We start from the raw sequence: 16,776 nt of genomic DNA, 5'->3' as shown, positions 1-16,776 counted from the left end.
CGCCCGATTCGGGCGGCACTTCGGATGAACCTCGAAGAACGGATCCTTCAACGAAAGCGTCGCCGCGACAGGCGGCAGTTGCTGCTCGAAGAGGCGTCGCTGAGTCCGGTCTGGCACCCCCCGGAGCCGACCGGTCGCGGTCCGACCGTCGAACGGCTTCTCGACCGGTTGGAACCGGTGTTCGACCACCGCGTCCCGGAGAACGTCTACGTCCGCGGGCCGGCGGGGTCGGGGAAGTCGGCCGTCGTGACGGCGCTGTTCGCCCACCTCGCCCGACTGCTCTCCTCGCCGGAGGACTCCATCGTGACGACGACGCGCGGGGGGAGCGCAGAGAAGCGCTCGTTCGCGTACGTCGACCTCCGCGAGGCGACGAGCGAGTCCGAGTTCTACCACGCCGTCCTCGACGCGACGACGAGCGAGTCCGTCCCGCGGCGGGGGCTCTCCACCGCGGACCTGCGGAGCCGCGTCGACGGCCACCTCCGCGGCGGCCGCGTCCTCGTCGTCGCCCTCGACCACGTCGACGAGGACGGGACGGACCGACTGGCGTCGTTCACCGGCGAACTCGCCAGCCTCGGGCACCGCACCTCGTGGGTCGCCGTCGGCCGCGGGGCGCCCGAGGACGTGCTTCCCGACCCACGGCCGACGAACGAGGTCAGGGTGGAACCCTACCACCAGGCGGAACTGACCGACGTCCTGACCGCCCGTCTGTCGACGGGAGTGACGCGGGACGCGACGACGCACCAGCAGGTCCGCCGCCTCGCGGCGTGGGCCGAGGGCGACGCGCACGACGCCCTCGCGGCCCTCCTCGGCGCTGTGGACGCCGCGCTCGAAGCAGACGCGGACGTGATAGGAGACGAGCACTTCGACACCGGGATGGCGTCGGTCCCGCGACCGTGCGTCTCGCTCGGCCGCGTGTTGGCGCTCTCCGCGAACCGGCGAGCCGTCCTCAGACACCTCGTTCGGCTCCCGCCCGAGGACCGCGCCTCCGTCGGCCGCGCCGCCGCGGCCGTCGCGTCCTCGGCGTCGCTCTCGGAGAGCACCATCACCCGGTACCTCTACGAGTTCGCGGAGGCCGGCATCGTCGAACGCGTCCCCGTCGAGGGCGCGCACGGGGCGGGTCGGCCGCCGAGTCGCGTCGAGACGCGCGTGCCGACGCGGGCGTTCCTGCGACTCACGCGCGGCGACGACTGAGGCGTCGGTCGGCCGCGTCGTCGGGGCGCGCGCCGGTCGGCCGGTCGGCCGTTCGACCGTCGAACCTCGACCGCCGCCGTTCGACAGCCTCTTACGCCGGCGGAGCGCATCTTCGGACGGAGCGGGCGGTCTGCGACGTAGGATACCGGAGACCTCCCCCGTTCCTTCTGAAAGAAAACTTCGACCGCGGAGCGCGCCGACCCGGGAGCGCTGGGCCGGTGGGCCGCGCGCTCAGAAATCGCCGTTGACGATGTCGGAGACGCGCTGGCGGTCGAACAACTGTCCTTCGGCGCCGTACAGGTCCTTCGCCGCGCGTTCGGTGACGACGAGGTTCGTGATCGGACCCTGGTACAGCGGACCGCCGCGGTAGACGTCGCCGCTCTGCACGGCGCTGAGTTGGCTCGCGACGCTCTGATTCTTCATGTATTCGACGACCGTGTTCTGGAACTCCTCGGCGGTCTTGCTCTCGTTGCCGCGCAACAGGAGGACGTCGGGGTCGACTTCGAGGAGCGTCTCGTAATCTATCTCGCCGCGGGACTCGTGGAAGTCCTTCACGTCCGTCTCCGCGAGGGCGTCGCGGACCTGCAGGTCGCGCCACTGCTTGAAGCTCGTCCCCTCGCCGATGAGGTACGGCGAGAACGTCTCGGGGTTGTCGACCGGTTGGGGCCAGAGGATTGCGACGGCGGGCCGTTCGGACTCCGAGGAGGGAACGACGTTCGAGACGTTCGACTGGAACTGCTCGTGCAGCGACGCGAACGCCTCGTAGCGCTCCCGCTCTCGGAACACCTGCGAGAGCTTCTCGAACGCCTCGTACAGCGAGAGGTACGGGTAGCTCTCGTGCCACCCGTAGCCCGTCGAGAAGATGCTGTTGCCGAAGAACGGGGCGACCTGATTCGATATCTCGTCGACGTCGGCCTGCTCCCACCCCTTGAACCGGTTCAATAGGAAGTTGGGGTCGATGACGTGCACGTCGCCGCCGAGTTCGTAGAACACCTCCTTGCTCACGCCGTCGGAGTAGAGGGCCGTCATCCCGCTCTTGTCGACGGAGACGTCCGGGATGCCGTCGTAGTAGTGGGTGTGGTAGCGGGAGGGAAGCCAGACCCCCTTCGGGGGGTCCTGTCCGAGTGCGACGCCCATGTCGGCCCAACTGCCGTTGTTGGCGACCCACGTTTCGGGGACGCCGTCGAACTCGACGGTGCCGACGGGTGGCATCGACACGGAGTAGGACTCGCCGGACGCCGCTTCCTCCGTTCCCTCCTCGGTCTCCGACGCGGACTCGGTCGCCGACGCGGCGGCCGCTTCGGTTCCGGTCGCCGACTCAGTCGCGCCCGCACCGGTCGTTCCCTCGCTGGAGCCGCCGGAACAGCCCGCCAACAATCCCGTCGCCGCCAGTACGCCGCTCGCCTTCAACACGTCCCGTCGGGTGCGGGACCGCGAACCGTCTGTTGTCATTGTTTTTAGGCTAGCCTAAAAGTTCAAAGGTGTTTCGAAGTTCCGCGCTCAGAGGGAGTGTTTGGGGACGATTTCGGGGTCGGGCGTGTAGTTGACGGCCGCCTCGACGCGGAACACGTCCGCGAGGAGGTCCTCGGTGACGACTTCGCGCGGCGGACCCCAGTCGTACACCTCGCCGTCTTTCAGCGCGATGAGGTAGTCGGCGAAGCGCGCGGCCTGCGCGATGTCGTGGAGGACGACGGCGACGGTGACGTCGCGTCGTTCGTTCAACTGTCTGATCGTCTCCATCACGCGCAGTTGGTGATGCAGGTCGAGAAACGTGGTCGGCTCGTCGAGGAGGAGCACGTCGGTGTCCTGCGCGAGCACCATCGCGATCCACGCGAGCTGTTTCTGCCCGCCCGAGAGGTTGCCGAGCGTCTTCTCGCGCAGGTGGTCGACGCCCGCGAGGTCGATGGCGCGCTCGACCGCCGCGTGGTCCTCCTCGCCGGTCTGCTCGAAGAAGCCGCGGTGCGGGTAGCGCCCGTGATACACCAGTTCCTCGACGGTGAGCGACCCCGGCGACTCGTTCTCCTGCGAGAGCAGACCGAGTTCGCGCGCGAACTCCTTGTCGTCGTACTCCTGGATGGTCTTGCCGTCGAGGAGCACCGACCCCGCGTCGGGGGTCAACTGCTTTGCGAGCGACTTCAACAGCGTGCTCTTCCCGCTCCCGTTCGGTCCGACGAGGGCGGTTATCTCTCCGCGCGGAACGTCGATTCGGTCGCACTCGACGACCGGCCGTTCGCTCGTGGGGTACGACAGCGTGAGGTCGTCGCCGACCAGCGCGCCGTCCCGCTCTTCGCCCTGTGCGCCGTCCATCGTCGTGCTCGTGTGCTCGTATTCGTGTTCGCTTTTGGCCATTCAGACATCACCCAAGTTCTGCTGTTTCCGCATCAGATAGAGGAAGTAGGGACCGCCGATGAGGCCCGTGACGATGCCGACGGGCATCTGCACGGGGTTCAACGCGAGCCGGGCGCCCACGTCGGCCACCACCATCAGCGCGGGGCCGACGAACAGACACCCCACTATCAGCCGCTTGTAGTCGCTGCCGACGAGGTTCCGGACGACGTGCGGGACGATGAGGCCGACGAAGCCGACGATGCCCGCGACGGCGATGGCGGCGCTGGCCGCGAGGATGGCGACGCCCGAGAGCATGAACCGGGTCCGCTCGACGGACATCCCGAGCGACCGGGCCGTCTGCTCGCCGAGGAGCAGCACGTTCAACTGCCGCGCGCCGAGCACCGCCAGCGCGACGGCCAGCGTCGTCGACGGCAGCGCCAGACGGACCTGCTCCCAGTCGACGCCCGTCAGCGACCCCGTGGTCCACGCGATGGCACTCTGGACGACGGCGAGGTCCTCGGCGAAGAAGAACAGCCCCGTCTGCAGCGACTGGAACACCGTCGAGACGATGACGCCCGCGAGGACGAGTCTGACCGGCGAGGTGCCGTTCTGCCACGCGATGACGTAGACGAGGAAGAAGGCGAGCGCGCCGCCGAAGGCGGCGATGAGCGGCAGGAACGGCGCGAGTCCGGAGAAGACGACCAGCGTGAGGAGGATGGCGAGACCGGCGCCGGAACTCACGCCGAGGATGTAGGGGCTGGCGAGTTCGTTCCGCGTTACCGCCTGGAAGATGGCGCCCGAGACGGCGAGGTTCGCGCCGACGAGGACGGCGACGAACACGCGCGGCAGGCGGATGTTCCAGACGATGAGCGTCGCGGTGGGGAGTTCCGGCAGTTCGCCTCGGAAGCCGGTGACCGCGCGCATCAAATTCTCGCCGAGCAGGAAGTTGAGCATCCAGTGGGGGTCGAACAGGACTGCGGTGTCGAGAACGGCCCGCCAGGCCTCTCCGAGCGTCATGGAGTAGGAACCGAAGCTCACCTGCACCAGTCCGCCGAGCGCCACCACGGCGACGCTCGTCAGACAGACCGACACGAGCGTCGCGTCGACCCATCCGAGCAATCGCTCGCCGCCCGCGAACCGACCAGTTCCCGCGTCTCCGGACATCTTCGCTTTAGGTTTACCTAAACGGTGGATAAATCACTTACGACATCGTCACCGTTACCGGAACGTTCCTCGGGCGGGACGTCGCGCCGGCGAAAGGGGTTTTGTTCCCGTCTCCCTACACCACGACGATGCAGTTCGGTTTCACTTCGACGGTCGACCGCTCTCGGGTCATGTGGTGGCTGCTCGGACTCGCCATCTTCCTGGTCCTCGCGTTCGTCGCCGAGGCGTACCTCGGGACGTTCATGCTGGGGCTGTTTCTGTACTACGCGACCCGGCCCGTGTATAGTCGGATTCGGGGGCGAATCGGCCAACCGAGCGTCGGCGCCGCCGTCGCGCTGCTCATCCTCTCGCTCCCGGTCGTTCTCCTCGTCGGATACACGGTCGTCGTCGCGTTCAGCGAACTGGCCGCGTTCGTCGAGGGCAACCAACAGGGAATCGCCGCGATGGTGGAACCGTACCTCGACTCGGTCGGCCCGGTTCGGAGCCCCGAACAGCTCCTCTCGGTGCTGACGGAAGACCCGAGCAGTCTGCTCGACTCGACCAACACGGCGACGGCCGGCGGCGTTCTCACGGGCCTGGCCGGGACGGCGTCGTTCGTCCTCGGCGCGGCGCTGCAACTGTTCATCGCCTTCGCCTTCGCGTTCTACCTGCTGCGCGACGACCGGCGTCTCGCCTCGTGGACGCGCCAGAACCTCTCGGGCGAGGGCGGCGTCGTCAACGCCTACATGACCGCCGTCGACCGCGACCTGAAGACCATCTACTTCGGTAACATCCTCAACGCGTTCGCCATCGCCGTCATCGCGGCCGTCTCCTACAACGCCATCAACCTGTTCGCGCCCGCCTCGATGTCCATCCCGTCGCCGACCCTGTTGGGCGCGCTGACCGGCGCGGGCAGCCTCATCCCCGTCGTCGGGATGAAAATCGTCTACGTCCCCGTCACGATACTCCTGGCCGTCGAAGCCCTCGTGACCGCCCCCGCGACGCTGTGGGTCGCGCTGGTGTACGGCGGCGTCTCGCTCGTCGTCGTCGACACCATCCCGGACTTCCTGCTCCGCCCGTACGTCTCCGGGCGCAACCTCCACACCGGGACCGTGATGTTCGCCTACATCATCGGCCCCGCGCTGTTCGGCTGGTACGGGCTGTTCCTCGGACCGCTGCTCCTCGTCGTCGGCGTGCACTTCTTCCGCATCGTCCTGCCGGAGTTGGTCACCGGCGAACCGCTGGACCCCGACGCGCGCGGCGACAACCCGCTCCGCACCGACGACGACCAGCGGACCATCTCCGAGTTCGACCCGGCGGGCGCCGACGACGACTGAGCGGCCGTCCGTCGGCGGTCCGTCGCGGGCGCGCGGCGACGAATTTACTTCATCTACGACCATCACTAAATATGACCATTACGCCGCCGAGAACGGGCGATTCCGGCGTTCGATGCCGTCGCATCCATGGTGGATGAACCCGTAGGGCGAGTGATGAGATTCGAGGGCGGGGAGACGACGGCGGTGGTCCGGACGGTCGTGTCGCGCGTCCGCGAACAGAATCTGACGTTCCTCGCCGGCAGCCTCGCGTACAACGCGTTCGTCTCGCTCATTCCACTCCTGCTGCTCGTCCTCCTCCTCGTCAGCACCGTCGGCAACGAGATGTTCGCCGCCACCGTCGCGGACCTCACGGAGTCGTACCTCACGCCCGGCGCGCAGACGGAGATTCACGCGGCCATCGACAACGCCGGCGGCGAGGTCGGACTGTCGGTGACGGGGACGCTCGTCCTCCTGTGGGGGGCGTTGAAGCTCTTTAGAGGACTGGACACCGCCTTCGCGGAGGTGTACGACACGGAGAACGACGGCAACATCGTCAAGCAGTTGCGCGACGGACTCGTCGCGTTCCTCGCCATCGTCCTCTCGGTGGCCGCCCTCACGCTGGCCGGGAGCGCGTTCGCGTACTTCCGGCTCCCGCTTCTGCACGTGCTGAACCCGCTGTTCCTCCTATTCGGCCTGAGCGTCGCGTTCCTCCCCATGTACTACGTCTTTCCGGACGTCGAGATGACCGTCCGCGAGGCGCTCCCGGGCGCCGTCGTCGCCGCCGGCGGGTGGGCCATCCTCGAAGTCGGCTTTCAGGTGTACGCCGCCAACGCCTCCCAGTACGAGGCGTACGGCGTCATCGGCGGTATCCTCCTCGTCCTGACGTGGCTGTACTTCGGCGGCTTCGTCCTCCTCGTCGGCGCGGCGGTCAACGCGGTCATCCGCGAACGGGAGCACGAACGCCTACGCGCCGCCGAGACGGACGACGCCGCGGCGGCGAGCGACGAGGCGGAGACGGCCGCGGCGCCCGGAAGCGACCCGGCGCCCGAATCCGGTTCGGCCGCCGGGACGTCGGCGCCGACCGGTCGGAGCGGACTCGAAAGCGAGGGGGACGCGGTCGAACCGGGAGGCGACGTGTCCGACGGGCGCCGGGAACCCGGACGGAGCGAGACGCCGTCGTCCGGGGGGTCGCGCGGGTCGCTCCGGCGCGTCGGCGCGGCGTTCGCCGCCGGCATCGTCGTCGGGTTCGTGGCCGTGACCGCCGCCGCGGTCCGCCTCGCCCGCTGACTCCGACCCGTCCGTCGTTCGACCCCCCTCAGACCTCGACCGTCTCGCCGAGTCCGGGCGCGCGGGCGTCGAACCCGTCCGTTCGAAGCGTCTCGGCGAACCCGGCGCAGTCGTCGCCGTGGTTGACCAGCACCTCGCTTCCCTCGTACTCGCTCAGGAACGCGCGGAGTCCCTCCCGGTCGGCGTGCGCCGAGAAGTCGTACATCTCCGCGCGGGCGGCGACGGGCATCACCCGCCCGTCTATCTCGGCGCGGCCGCGCTCTATCAGGTCGCGTCCGGGCGTCCCCTCCACCTGGTAGCCGGTGAGCGCTATCTTGTTCGTCGGGTCGCCGCTGATTTCGGGCACGTACGTCATCGCCGGCCCGCCCGAGAGCATCCCGCTGGTCGTGACGATGGCGGTGTTCTGCGAGGCGATGCGCCGCCGCTGGCCGTTCCGCCCGGTCACGAACCGCGCGTGCGACTTCGCCCGTCGGAGGGCGTCGCCGTCGCGGACGAACTCGGGGTGTCGCAGGAGCATCTCCGTCACGCCCTTCCCCATCCCGTCGACGTAGCACTCCACGTCGTGGGCGTCGAGGACGAGCAGCATCTCCTGCGTGCGGCCGATGGCGAAGGCGGGCACGACGACGGTGCCGCCCTCCCAGATGGTCCGCTGAACCGATTCGGCGAACCGCTCTTCGACCGCCGCCCTGTCCTCGTGTTCCACGTCGGCGTAGGTGGACTCGCATATCACCACGTCCGCGTCCGGGCGGGCGGTGCTCGCGCCGACGATTCGCTGGTCGTCGGTGTGGAAGTCGGCCGTGTACAGCAGTCGCGTCTCGCCGTCGTCGACGAGGACGTGCGCGCTGCCGGGGATGTGCCCGGCGTCGTACAGCGTCACCTCGTAGCCCGCCGCCTCGAACGTCTCGCCGTAGCCGTGCGGTTCCGACACCTGCGTCATCCGCCGGACGTGCGTCTCGGTGAACGGGCAGTCGTACCTGCCGCCTTGGAGCTTCAGCGTGTCGCGCGCCAGCGTCCCGGCGAGTTCCGCCGTCGGCGGCGTCCAGTGAATCGGCGGCCGCCGGTCGCCGGCGAGGAGGGCGGGGACCGTCCCGACGTGGTCGAGGTGGCCGTGCGAGACGACGACGGCGTCGGGTTCGGGCGTCGAGACGGGGAACTGCGGGGGGTTGCCCGTCAGCATCCCGTAGTCCAGCAGCAGCGAGTCGTCCACGAGAATCGCCGAGCGCCCCACCTCGCCGACGCCCCCGAGGAACTGGAGTTTCATGCGGGCTCTTTCCCGCCCGAGACGCTTTTCCTCGTCGGTCCCGGCCGACGGACCCCGTCGGCTCCCGATTCGCCGTTTCCGTCGCCTTCATGTCACGAGGGACGCTCTCGGAACCAATGAGCCACGCCGACGAGAGCGCCTTCGACCGCTACCGCGCCGACGTGACGCGTCCGCTCGCCCGCCTGTTTCGCGAGTACGGCACGTCGCGCGTGCGGTGGCTGGTCGTCGGCCTCCTCGCCAACGTCGTCGCGCAGGCCGCCTCGCTGCTCCCGCCCGTCGTCCTCGGGACGGCCATCGACGCGATGTTCCGCGAGGGCGGGACGGGGTACGAACTCCCGTTCGTCCCCGCCGCGTGGGTTCCGGCGACCCCCGAGGGGCAGTTCTGGTTCTCCGTCTCACTCATCGCCGGGTCGTTCGTCGTCACCGGCGTGTTCACGTGGGTGTACGGCATCTCCGCGAACCTCTTCGCCCACGACGTGATGCACGCGGTGCGCACGGACAGTTTCACGAAGCTGATGCGGCTCGACATGACGTTCTTCGACGACAAGCAGACCGGCGAGGTGATGGCCATCCTCAACAACGACGCCGGGAACCTGGAACTGTTCCTCGACAACGCCCTGATGAACTCCCTGCGTCTCCTCATCATGGTCGGCGGCATCGCGTTCGTCCTCTTCGCCCTGAACTGGCAGTTGGCGCTCGTCACCCTCGTCGCCGTGCCCGTCATCGTCCTCTTCACGTGGTGGTTCATGCGCGTCGTCGCGCCGCGCTACCGCGCGCGCCAGTCGGCCGTCGCCGGCTTCAACACCCGCATCGAGAACGGCATCGGCGGCATCGAACTCGTGAAGACGACCAACAGCGAGCGGTACGAACGGGGGCGCGTCCGGGACGCCTCGCGGGACCTCTTCGAGACGACGATGTCCGTGCTGCGGCTCAGCTACTTCTACCGCCCCGGGATGGAACTGCTCGCCGGCCTCTCGTTCACCGCGACGTTCCTCGTCGGCGGCTACTGGCTGTTCACGGGTACCGCGCCCGGTCCGCTCACCGGCACGCTCGAAGTCGGCACGTTCGTCACGTTCATCTTCATGACCCAGCGGTTCGTCGCCCCCCTCGCGGAGGTGTCGAACATCGTCGACCAGTTCCAGAACGCGCGCGCCTCCGCGGAACGGGTGTTCGGCCTCTCGGACATCCCGGTGAACATCGAGGACGACGCGGACGCCGTCGTCCTCGAAGACCCCGAGGGCGTCGTCTCCTACGACCGCGTCTCCTTCGCCTACCGCGACGTGTTCGGCGAGGTGGCGAGCGAGCCGATTCTGAACGACGTGTCGTTCGACGCCGAACCCGGCGAGACGGTTGCCGTCGTCGGCGAGACGGGCGCCGGCAAGTCCACCCTGCTGAAACTCCTGCTCCGCCTGTACGAACCGACCGAGGGGACGGTGCGTCTCGACGGCCACGACGTGGAGGACCTCACCTTGGGGAGCCTCCGGGACGCCGTCGGCTACGTCTCCCAGGACACTCACCTGTTCGACGGCACCATCGCGGAGAACGTCCGCTACGGGCGATTCGACGCGGACGACGAGACGGTCCGTCGCGCCGCGCGGGCCGCCGAGGCGCACGGGTTCATCACGGACCTGACGAACGGCTACGAGACGCGCGTCGGCGAACGCGGCGTGAAACTCTCGGGCGGCCAGCGTCAGCGCATCGCCCTCGCCCGCGCCGTCCTCCGGGACCCGCCGGTGCTCGTCCTCGACGAGGCCACCTCCGCCGTCGACACGGAGACCGAACGCGCCATCCAGCGCTCCTTGGACCGCCTCTCGGAGGACCGGACGACGCTCGTCGTCGCCCACCGCCTCTCCACCGTCGTCGACGCCGACGAGATTCTCGTGTTGGACGACGGCGACGTCGTCGAACAGGGAAGCCACGACGAACTCGTCGACGCCGACGGCGCGTACGCGGCGCTCTGGCGCGCGCAGACCGGCGAGGAGACGGGCTGGGGGGAGGACGATGACTGACGCGAACGGAGGCGACGGAGAGAAGGTAGACGAGGAGACGCGGGAGCGACTCCGGTCGCTCCACGAGCACCTCGCGGCGACGGCCGAGCGACCGGTCGAGCGCACCGCGAGCGCGCACCTCGGCGAGGCGGAGGCCGTCGCGGGCGACGTGGCCGAAGACCCCGACGTCTCGCCGTCGGTCGTCCGGTCGCGCGTGGAGACGGTGGCGGACCTGCTCTCGCACGTCGACGGCACGGGCGACGACGAGGCCGACGACCACGTCGAACGGGCGCGGGAGTTGGCCGGAGAGGTTCTCTCCTAATCCCGGTCGCCGGTCGGGATGCGCGTCACTTGGAAGTCCCGGTAGCCGCCGTGGGCCGCTTCGAGCGCCCCGAGCCACCAGTTCCAGCGCTCGGCGAGCGTCGATCCGTCGGGCGCGTCGGCCATCTGCCGCACCACTTCTTCGACGGTGAGCGGTTCGCCGCGGTCGCGTTGCGGCTTCCCGGAGTCGGCGAGGTCGCGGGCCTGTCGGGCGACCACGCGTCGCTCGGGTTCCCTGCCGCCGAACTCCTGTTTCAGCGACGTCATCAGCACCTCGGGGTCGAACGACGGGGCGGCACTGTTCATGTCCGCCGTTCGCGCTCGAACCGCAAGAAGGCGCCGGCAGACGTCCGTCTCACGCCAGCCACGCCAGCGCGACGAACAGCAGGCCGAAAGAGGCGATCAGCACCGCCGGCATCAGCGCGCGCGGCGCCTCGCCCGCCGCCGTCACGAGGCCGGCGGCGACGGCGACGAACAGGAGACCGAAGCCGACGAGGAACGTCTTCGCCGCGCGGGAGGTCTCTCGACCCTCGACGCCGTAGTCGCGGGACTCGACGTCCGAGAGCGCCAACTCGACCGCCGGGTAGTCGTCCGCCGGGACGAGGAGCAGTGTCGGCCGAGAGAGCACCATCGGCCCGTCGTACCGGAGGCGGACGAGGCGGTAGCCGCCGAGGCCCCGCGAGGAATGCGCGCGGAGTCGCCGCACGTCCCGCGGTCCGAAATCCGCGACGCTCGCGGTACCGTAGTCCCGCCGAATCGTCCCCGTTTCGACGTCGATTTCGCCCGCGGAGTCGCGGGCGGCGATGGCCGACCAGACGAGGGGCGCGCCGAGGAGGTAGACGTACGCGAGGGGCGGAAACAGCCCCACGGTGAAGAGGAGGAAGAGAGCCGCGGGGACCGAGCAGAGGACGTACCACGGGTTCAGGTTCAGTTCGTACGGGAGCATCCCGGAGAACGACACCCGTTTCCGAACCGCCACGAGGTAGAACAGCGCGAACGGGCCGCCGAAGAGCAGCGACACGGCGAGGAGAACCGCGGCGCTCCCGTCTCCGACGGCGAGGCTCCGGTAGGTCGTGAGCCCGATAAGGGCGAGCAGAGCGACGCCGACGGCGAGGAACACTCCGGCGACGAGGTGGCGGAAGGCGGTCCGGAGGCGTGGGTCGGCCTCCCCCTCCCAGCGGACGACCGCGGCGTCGAGGGCGCGGTCGCCGGTTGCGGACATCATGGGTTCGTGTACGCTCGCCGACTATATCAACGTCAGTCCGTGACAGTCGCGACGGTCCTCACTCGGTCTCGTTCCCGTCGTCCCCCTCGTCCTCCGTCGCCCACCACTCGCTCCGCCGGTCGCGGTAGGAAGCGTCGCGGAACGGGTCGGGCATCTCCGCGGGGCCCTCCGCGCCGAGGGCGAACGCCAGCCAGTAGCCGACGTGCCAGCCGACGGCGTCGGTGTCGAGGTCCACGAGGACGATTTCGAGGTCCGAGTACGTCTCGACGGCGCCGTCGCCGTCGGGGTCCCACCCGCGCGTGGCGCCGCAGGAGGCGGCGTTCCGCGAACACGGCGGTTCCTCGGCGAACTCGACGACCACGTCGGCGTCGGCGGGGTCGTCGACGACCGCGAAGGAGAGGTTGTCGGGCATCCCCGGCGCGCCGCGTTCGTAGTAGTCGAGGGCGTGTCCCACCTGTTCGCGCGCCCCCTCGGGGTCGGAGGCGTTCGCCGCGTCGACGTACACCGAGAACTCGGCGTCGTTCCACGGGAACTCGCGCTCGGTGGCGTTCGGTCGCGCCGTCGTGTGGAGGACGGACTCGCTGGCCATCACCTCGCGGGGGGCGTTCGCGTGGTCGAGACCGAGCGTGTGGCCGAGTTCGTGTTGGACGACGAGCACGGTGGACTCGTCGGAGAAGGCCGTGCGGACGTACACCGTCTCGGGGCGGTCCACCTGCCGCCGGTCGGTGATGAGCGGCGCGCATCCGGCGGCGTCGTCGGCGCCGTCGCACTCGGGGACTTCGGAGACGAAGCGTAGCACGAGGTCCGGGTCCGTCGCGTTCGGCCGCACCTCGTAGTCGACGTCGTACCCCGCGTAGCGCCCGGCGTTCTCCTCCCAGTAGGCCGTCGCCTCGCGGACGACGGGCGTCCAGTCGCGACCGGTGCCCGCGTCGTCCTCGACGGCGACGACGATGGGCTCCGACCCCCACGGGCTCTCCCGGTCGGCGGCGACCGCGCCGGTGCCGGTCACCCGTTCGGCGCGTTCCCGTTGGGCGGCGTTCGACGTCGCCGCGGTCCCGCCGTCGGCGGATTCGGGCGGCCGGTCCGACACCGGGGCGATGCAGCCGGCGAACACCAGGAGGAGGGCGAACGCGAGCGCCACCGCCGAGGACCTTCGAGACGGCATCGGTTCGGGTGACGCCCCCCGGGGGAAAGAACGTTTGCCCCGGTCGAGCGGTCGGACCGAGCGGTCAGGCCGCCGCGTCTCGGAGGTCGTCTCCGTCCGCGTTCCCGTTCGTGCCCTCGTTCCCGTCTTCGCTTCCGCTCCCGCCCCAGTCGTCGGAGGCGGCCGCGTCGGGTTCGACGCCCGCGAGGCGCAGGGCGTTCGAGGTGACGCCGAGGCTCATCCCCATGTCGCCGACGACGATGGCGGTGGCGACGGTGATGAGACCGAGGGGCGCGGCCACGGTCAGGACGCCCTTCACGGCGAGCGACGCCCAGACGTTCTGCCGGATGACGCCGGCGGTCTTCGATGAGAGGTCGACGAGGTACGGCAGGCGCGTCAGGTCGTCCGAGAGCAGGGCCACGTCGGCCGTCTCCAGCGCCGTGTCCGTGCCCGCCGCGCCCATGGCGATTCCGACCGTCGCGGCGGCGAGGGCGGGCGCGTCGTTGACGCCGTCGCCGACCATCGCCACCGACTCGTGCTCGTCGGTGAGTTCGCGGACGGCCTCGACCTTCTCCTCGGGGAGGAGGTCCGCCCGCACCTCGTCGACGCCGACGCGCTTGCCGATGACGTTCGCCGTGCGCTCGTTGTCGCCGGTGAGCATCACGACCCGCGAGACGCCGAGTTCGCGGAGGCGCGAGACGGTCCACTCGGCCTCGGGGCGGACGGTGTCCGCGACGGCGACGACGCCCTCTATCTCGTCTTCGGTGCCGACGAGGACGACGGATTTGCCCTCCGACTGGAGGCGCGGGATGACCTCGTTCGTCAGGTCGAGGTAGCTTCCGTGGTCGCAGTCTCGGGCGTCTTCGACCATCTGTCCGCCGTCGGACCGCGGGTCCGACGAGACTCGCGAACCGTCGGTTCGCTCACCCCCATCCGTCGCCACGTGCGCGTGTTCGAGGTCGAACCCGAGGTCCGCGAACAGGCCGGGCTTGCCCGCGTAGTGCACTTCCCCGTCGAGGGTCGCCTTCACGCCCTTGCCGGTGATGGACTCGAAGTCGCGAATCTCTCGCTCCGGCACGTCGCGGTCGGCGGCGTGGGCCGTAACGGCCTGCGCGATGGGGTGTTCGCTGCGCGACTCGATGGCGGCGGCACAGCCGAGCACCTCGGTCGAGTCGTTGCCGTTGAGGGCGACCACGTCGGTGACGCCGAGTTCGCCCGTCGTGAGCGTCCCCGTCTTGTCGACGGCGACCACCTCGACGTCGCTCATCGCTTCGAGGTGCTGGCCGCCCTTCACGAGGACGCCGTTGCGCGCCGCGGACGTGATGCCCGAGACGACGGAGACGGGCGTCGAGATGACGAACGCGCAGGGGCAGGCGACCACGAGGAGCGTCAGGCCGCGGACGAACCACTCGCGGAACGGGTCGCCGAACAGGAGGGGTGGCACCGCCGCCGTGAGCACCGCGCCGACGACGATGACCGGCGTGTAGTAGCGCGCGAAGCGGTCGATGAACCGCTCGGCCTCGGTCTTCTCGCGGTTGGCGTCCTCGACCATCTCGACGACCTTCGACAGGGTCGAGTCGCTCGCGGCCGACGTGGCCTCCACTTCGAGGTAGCCCTCCTCGACGATGCTGCCGGCGAACACCTCCTCGCCGGGCGATTTGTCGACGGGGACGGACTCGCCGGTGATGGGCGACTCGTCCACCGCCGAGGTTCCCTCCGTCACGACGCCGTCGAGGGGGATGCGGTCGCCGGGGCGGACGAGCACCGTCTCGCCGACGGCCACGTCCTCGGCGGGGACGACCGTCTCCTCGCCGTCCCTGCGAACCGTCGCCGTGTCCGGTGACAGTTCCATCAACTCGCGCATCGAGTTGCGCGCGCGGTCCATGGAGAACCGCTCCAGCAGTTCGGCGACGCTGAACAGGACCGCGAGCGTCGCCGCCTCGAACGGCATGTTCACCGCCATCGCGCCGAGGATGCCGGCGGACATCAGGAGGTCGATGTCGAGGCTGGCGTTCTTCGCGGAGTAGTAGCCGTTCCGCAGGACGGGAATCCCCGCGAGGAGGACGGCGAGGGTGTAGAGGACCCACGCGGCGTGTATCTCGTAGCCGGCCGGCGCGGCCAGGAGGGCGTCCAAGCCGGGCAGGAGGAACTCCAAGACGAGGCCGCCGGCGAGGAAGACGGCGCCGACCCCCGTCTTCCGCGCGCGCGGGGTGCGCCACACGTCGCGCGGGGAGTCGCCGCCGTCGCCGTCCTCGACGGCGTAGCCCGCACCCTCGATGGCCGCGACCAGTTCGCCGCGCGAGGCCGTGCCGGGGTCGAACGTGACCGTCACCTCGCCCGTCGTCGGTTGGGTCTGCCGTTCGGTGACGCCGGCCACGCCGTCCAAGGCGTTCTCCACCTTGCCGGCGCAGGAGGCGCAGTCCATCTCGGGGACGGAGAACGTCGCCGTCTCGGTGTCGGCGACGGCGTAGCCGGCCCTCTCGACACGCGACCGGACGGCGTCGTCGTCCGTCTCGGCCCCGTCGAAGCGGACGTACAGCGTTCCCGTGGTCGGTTGCGCGTCCACCTCGCGGACGCCCGCGTCGCCGCGGACGCTCTTCGTCACCTTCTCCGCGCAGGAGGCGCAGTCCATCTCCGGGACTGAAAGCCGGAGGGTCCGGCCCTCGTCGCTTCCGTCGGGGGACGCCGACGCAGACGGCCCGTCGGAGACGGAGTCCGGAGCGGTGGCGGTGTCGCATCCGTCGTCGCACCCGCAGGTGGCGGTGTCGTCGTGGTCGGCGTGGTCGTGACTGTGATCGTGACCGCGGTCGCTCCCGCCGCCGCGGGAGTGGCCACTCGCGTCGTGGTCGTGGTCACCGTCGTGACCGTGACTCGCGTCGTCGTGGTCGTGGCCGTCCCGGTTCATACGAGACTGTAGTCGACTCGCGTTTATTAATCCACCTGCGAATAGAGCCCCATTTGGTGCAAGAGATTATTAACTATGCGCCCGCGAGATAATATCTCGTCGCGCGGAGCGGCTGAGAGGAGTAAGCCCCCTTCTGTTTTTACCCGGCATTCGGCTGAGCGTCCGCGTCCTCCCCTCTCGGGGGCGCGCCGGGCGAACCCGAACGCGCTGTCCGAACTACCTTAGCGGCGCGGACTTGCACCGGTGAGGTTTCGCCGTTCCACCCGTTCTCGGTCGTCTCCGCGCGGTGGAAACCGCGCGGGAAGAGGCGAGATGCCTCCGAGACGGCTGCCGCCGTCTCGCGGTTCACGGCCGACGCCGTTTACCGTCCGCGGCCGCAGAGCGGCCCCGCTACCCTCGACGGGTCAACTCCCTCCCCTTGCGGGTCGGTTCGCACGCTCGCGGGTCACCCCGCTCGCGCCGCCGGTGGACGGACGTCCACCTGCGCGTCTCATCGGTCGGACCGAGGGGTCTCGTTTCTGTTCCAGAGCCAGTCGTCTCCGACTCCGGGCTTGCGCCCGGTCACCCGTTCGGACGGTGGGGGGACTTTCCTCATGTCCGCGGCCGGCGGAACCGGCGGGACACGGGAACCGGGCTCTCTCTGCCGGATTCACCTAGTTGGGACGGT

At 69.7% G+C, this 16,776-nt stretch carries 13 protein-coding genes and 1 other RNA gene; 5 read left to right on the top strand and 9 right to left on the bottom strand.

All coding sequences use genetic code 11. From position 1 onward, the window contains the following. Positions 1–24 precede the first annotated feature (24 nt). The gene (locus NDI79_RS06975) at positions 25–1,191 is read left to right on the top strand and encodes a Cdc6/Cdc18 family protein (protein WP_310927759.1); all 1,167 of its coding nucleotides are present in this window, start codon (positions 25–27) and stop codon (positions 1,189–1,191) included. 231 nt (positions 1,192–1,422) lie between these two features. Here the strand turns inward: NDI79_RS06975 and NDI79_RS06970 are convergent, their stop codons facing one another. Genes NDI79_RS06970 through NDI79_RS06960 form a run of 3 tightly spaced genes read right to left on the bottom strand, consistent with a single transcriptional unit; the run spans position 1,423 to position 4,683 of the window. Next, on the bottom strand, positions 1,423–2,643 hold the full coding sequence (locus NDI79_RS06970; RefSeq protein WP_310927758.1) for an ABC transporter substrate-binding protein: 1,221 nt from the start codon (positions 2,641–2,643) through the stop codon (positions 1,423–1,425). Positions 2,644–2,691: 48 nt separating this feature from the next. Beyond that, entirely contained in the window at positions 2,692–3,498 is an 807-nt protein-coding gene (locus NDI79_RS06965) for an ABC transporter ATP-binding protein (RefSeq protein WP_310928698.1), read from the bottom strand. A 42-nt stretch (positions 3,499–3,540) separates the two neighbouring features. Next, on the bottom strand, positions 3,541–4,683 hold the full coding sequence (locus tag NDI79_RS06960; protein WP_310927757.1) for a FecCD family ABC transporter permease: 1,143 nt from the start codon (positions 4,681–4,683) through the stop codon (positions 3,541–3,543). A 128-nt stretch (positions 4,684–4,811) separates the two neighbouring features. Here NDI79_RS06960 and NDI79_RS06955 point away from each other — a divergent pair, with 128 nt between their 5' ends. After that, complete coding sequence (locus NDI79_RS06955; protein WP_310927756.1) at positions 4,812–5,999, top strand: AI-2E family transporter; 1,188 nt, start codon at positions 4,812–4,814, stop codon at positions 5,997–5,999. 153 nt (positions 6,000–6,152) lie between these two features. Next, on the top strand, positions 6,153–7,265 hold the full coding sequence (locus tag NDI79_RS06950) for a YihY/virulence factor BrkB family protein (RefSeq protein WP_310927755.1): 1,113 nt from the start codon (positions 6,153–6,155) through the stop codon (positions 7,263–7,265). A 28-nt stretch (positions 7,266–7,293) separates the two neighbouring features. On the opposite strand, the gene NDI79_RS06945 is transcribed toward NDI79_RS06950, so the two are convergent. Continuing rightward, complete coding sequence (locus NDI79_RS06945; RefSeq protein ID WP_310927754.1) at positions 7,294–8,526, bottom strand: MBL fold metallo-hydrolase; 1,233 nt, start codon at positions 8,524–8,526, stop codon at positions 7,294–7,296. 116 nt (positions 8,527–8,642) lie between these two features. Here NDI79_RS06945 and NDI79_RS06940 point away from each other — a divergent pair, with 116 nt between their 5' ends. Both NDI79_RS06940 and NDI79_RS06935 read left to right on the top strand, forming a co-directional pair. Then, positions 8,643–10,535, top strand: a complete 1,893-nt coding sequence (locus NDI79_RS06940; protein ID WP_310927753.1) for an ABC transporter ATP-binding protein — start codon at positions 8,643–8,645, stop codon at positions 10,533–10,535. Continuing rightward, a complete protein-coding gene (locus tag NDI79_RS06935; protein ID WP_310927752.1) occupies positions 10,528–10,836 on the top strand; it encodes a DUF8152 family protein in 309 nt (102 codons plus the stop codon). The genes NDI79_RS06940 and NDI79_RS06935 overlap by 8 nt, the downstream gene beginning before the upstream one ends. On the opposite strand, the gene NDI79_RS06930 is transcribed toward NDI79_RS06935, so the two are convergent. The 5 genes from NDI79_RS06930 to rnpB form a co-directional block, all read right to left on the bottom strand. Beyond that, the gene (locus NDI79_RS06930; RefSeq protein ID WP_310927751.1) at positions 10,833–11,141 is read right to left on the bottom strand and encodes a WNWW family protein; all 309 of its coding nucleotides are present in this window, start codon (positions 11,139–11,141) and stop codon (positions 10,833–10,835) included. The genes NDI79_RS06935 and NDI79_RS06930 overlap by 4 nt on opposite strands. Before the next feature lie 49 nt (positions 11,142–11,190). Then, complete coding sequence (locus tag NDI79_RS06925; protein ID WP_310927750.1) at positions 11,191–12,060, bottom strand: hypothetical protein; 870 nt, start codon at positions 12,058–12,060, stop codon at positions 11,191–11,193. Between the two features lie 58 nt (positions 12,061–12,118). Beyond that, positions 12,119–13,225, bottom strand: coding sequence for a matrixin family metalloprotease (locus tag NDI79_RS06920; protein WP_310927749.1), 1,107 nt, complete (start codon positions 13,223–13,225; stop codon positions 12,119–12,121). A gap of 64 nt (positions 13,226–13,289) precedes the next feature. Next, a complete protein-coding gene (locus tag NDI79_RS06915; RefSeq protein ID WP_310927748.1) occupies positions 13,290–16,109 on the bottom strand; it encodes a heavy metal translocating P-type ATPase in 2,820 nt (939 codons plus the stop codon). 110 nt (positions 16,110–16,219) lie between these two features. After that, an RNA gene (rnpB, locus tag NDI79_RS06910) (RNase P RNA component) lies at positions 16,220–16,754 on the bottom strand. Positions 16,755–16,776 lie beyond the last annotated feature (22 nt).

Source organism: Halogeometricum sp. S3BR5-2 (genome assembly GCF_031624635.1).
Taxonomy (GTDB): Archaea; Halobacteriota; Halobacteria; order Halobacteriales; family Haloferacaceae; genus Halogeometricum; species Halogeometricum luteum.
This window is presented reverse-complemented; position numbering and strand designations above follow the sequence as displayed.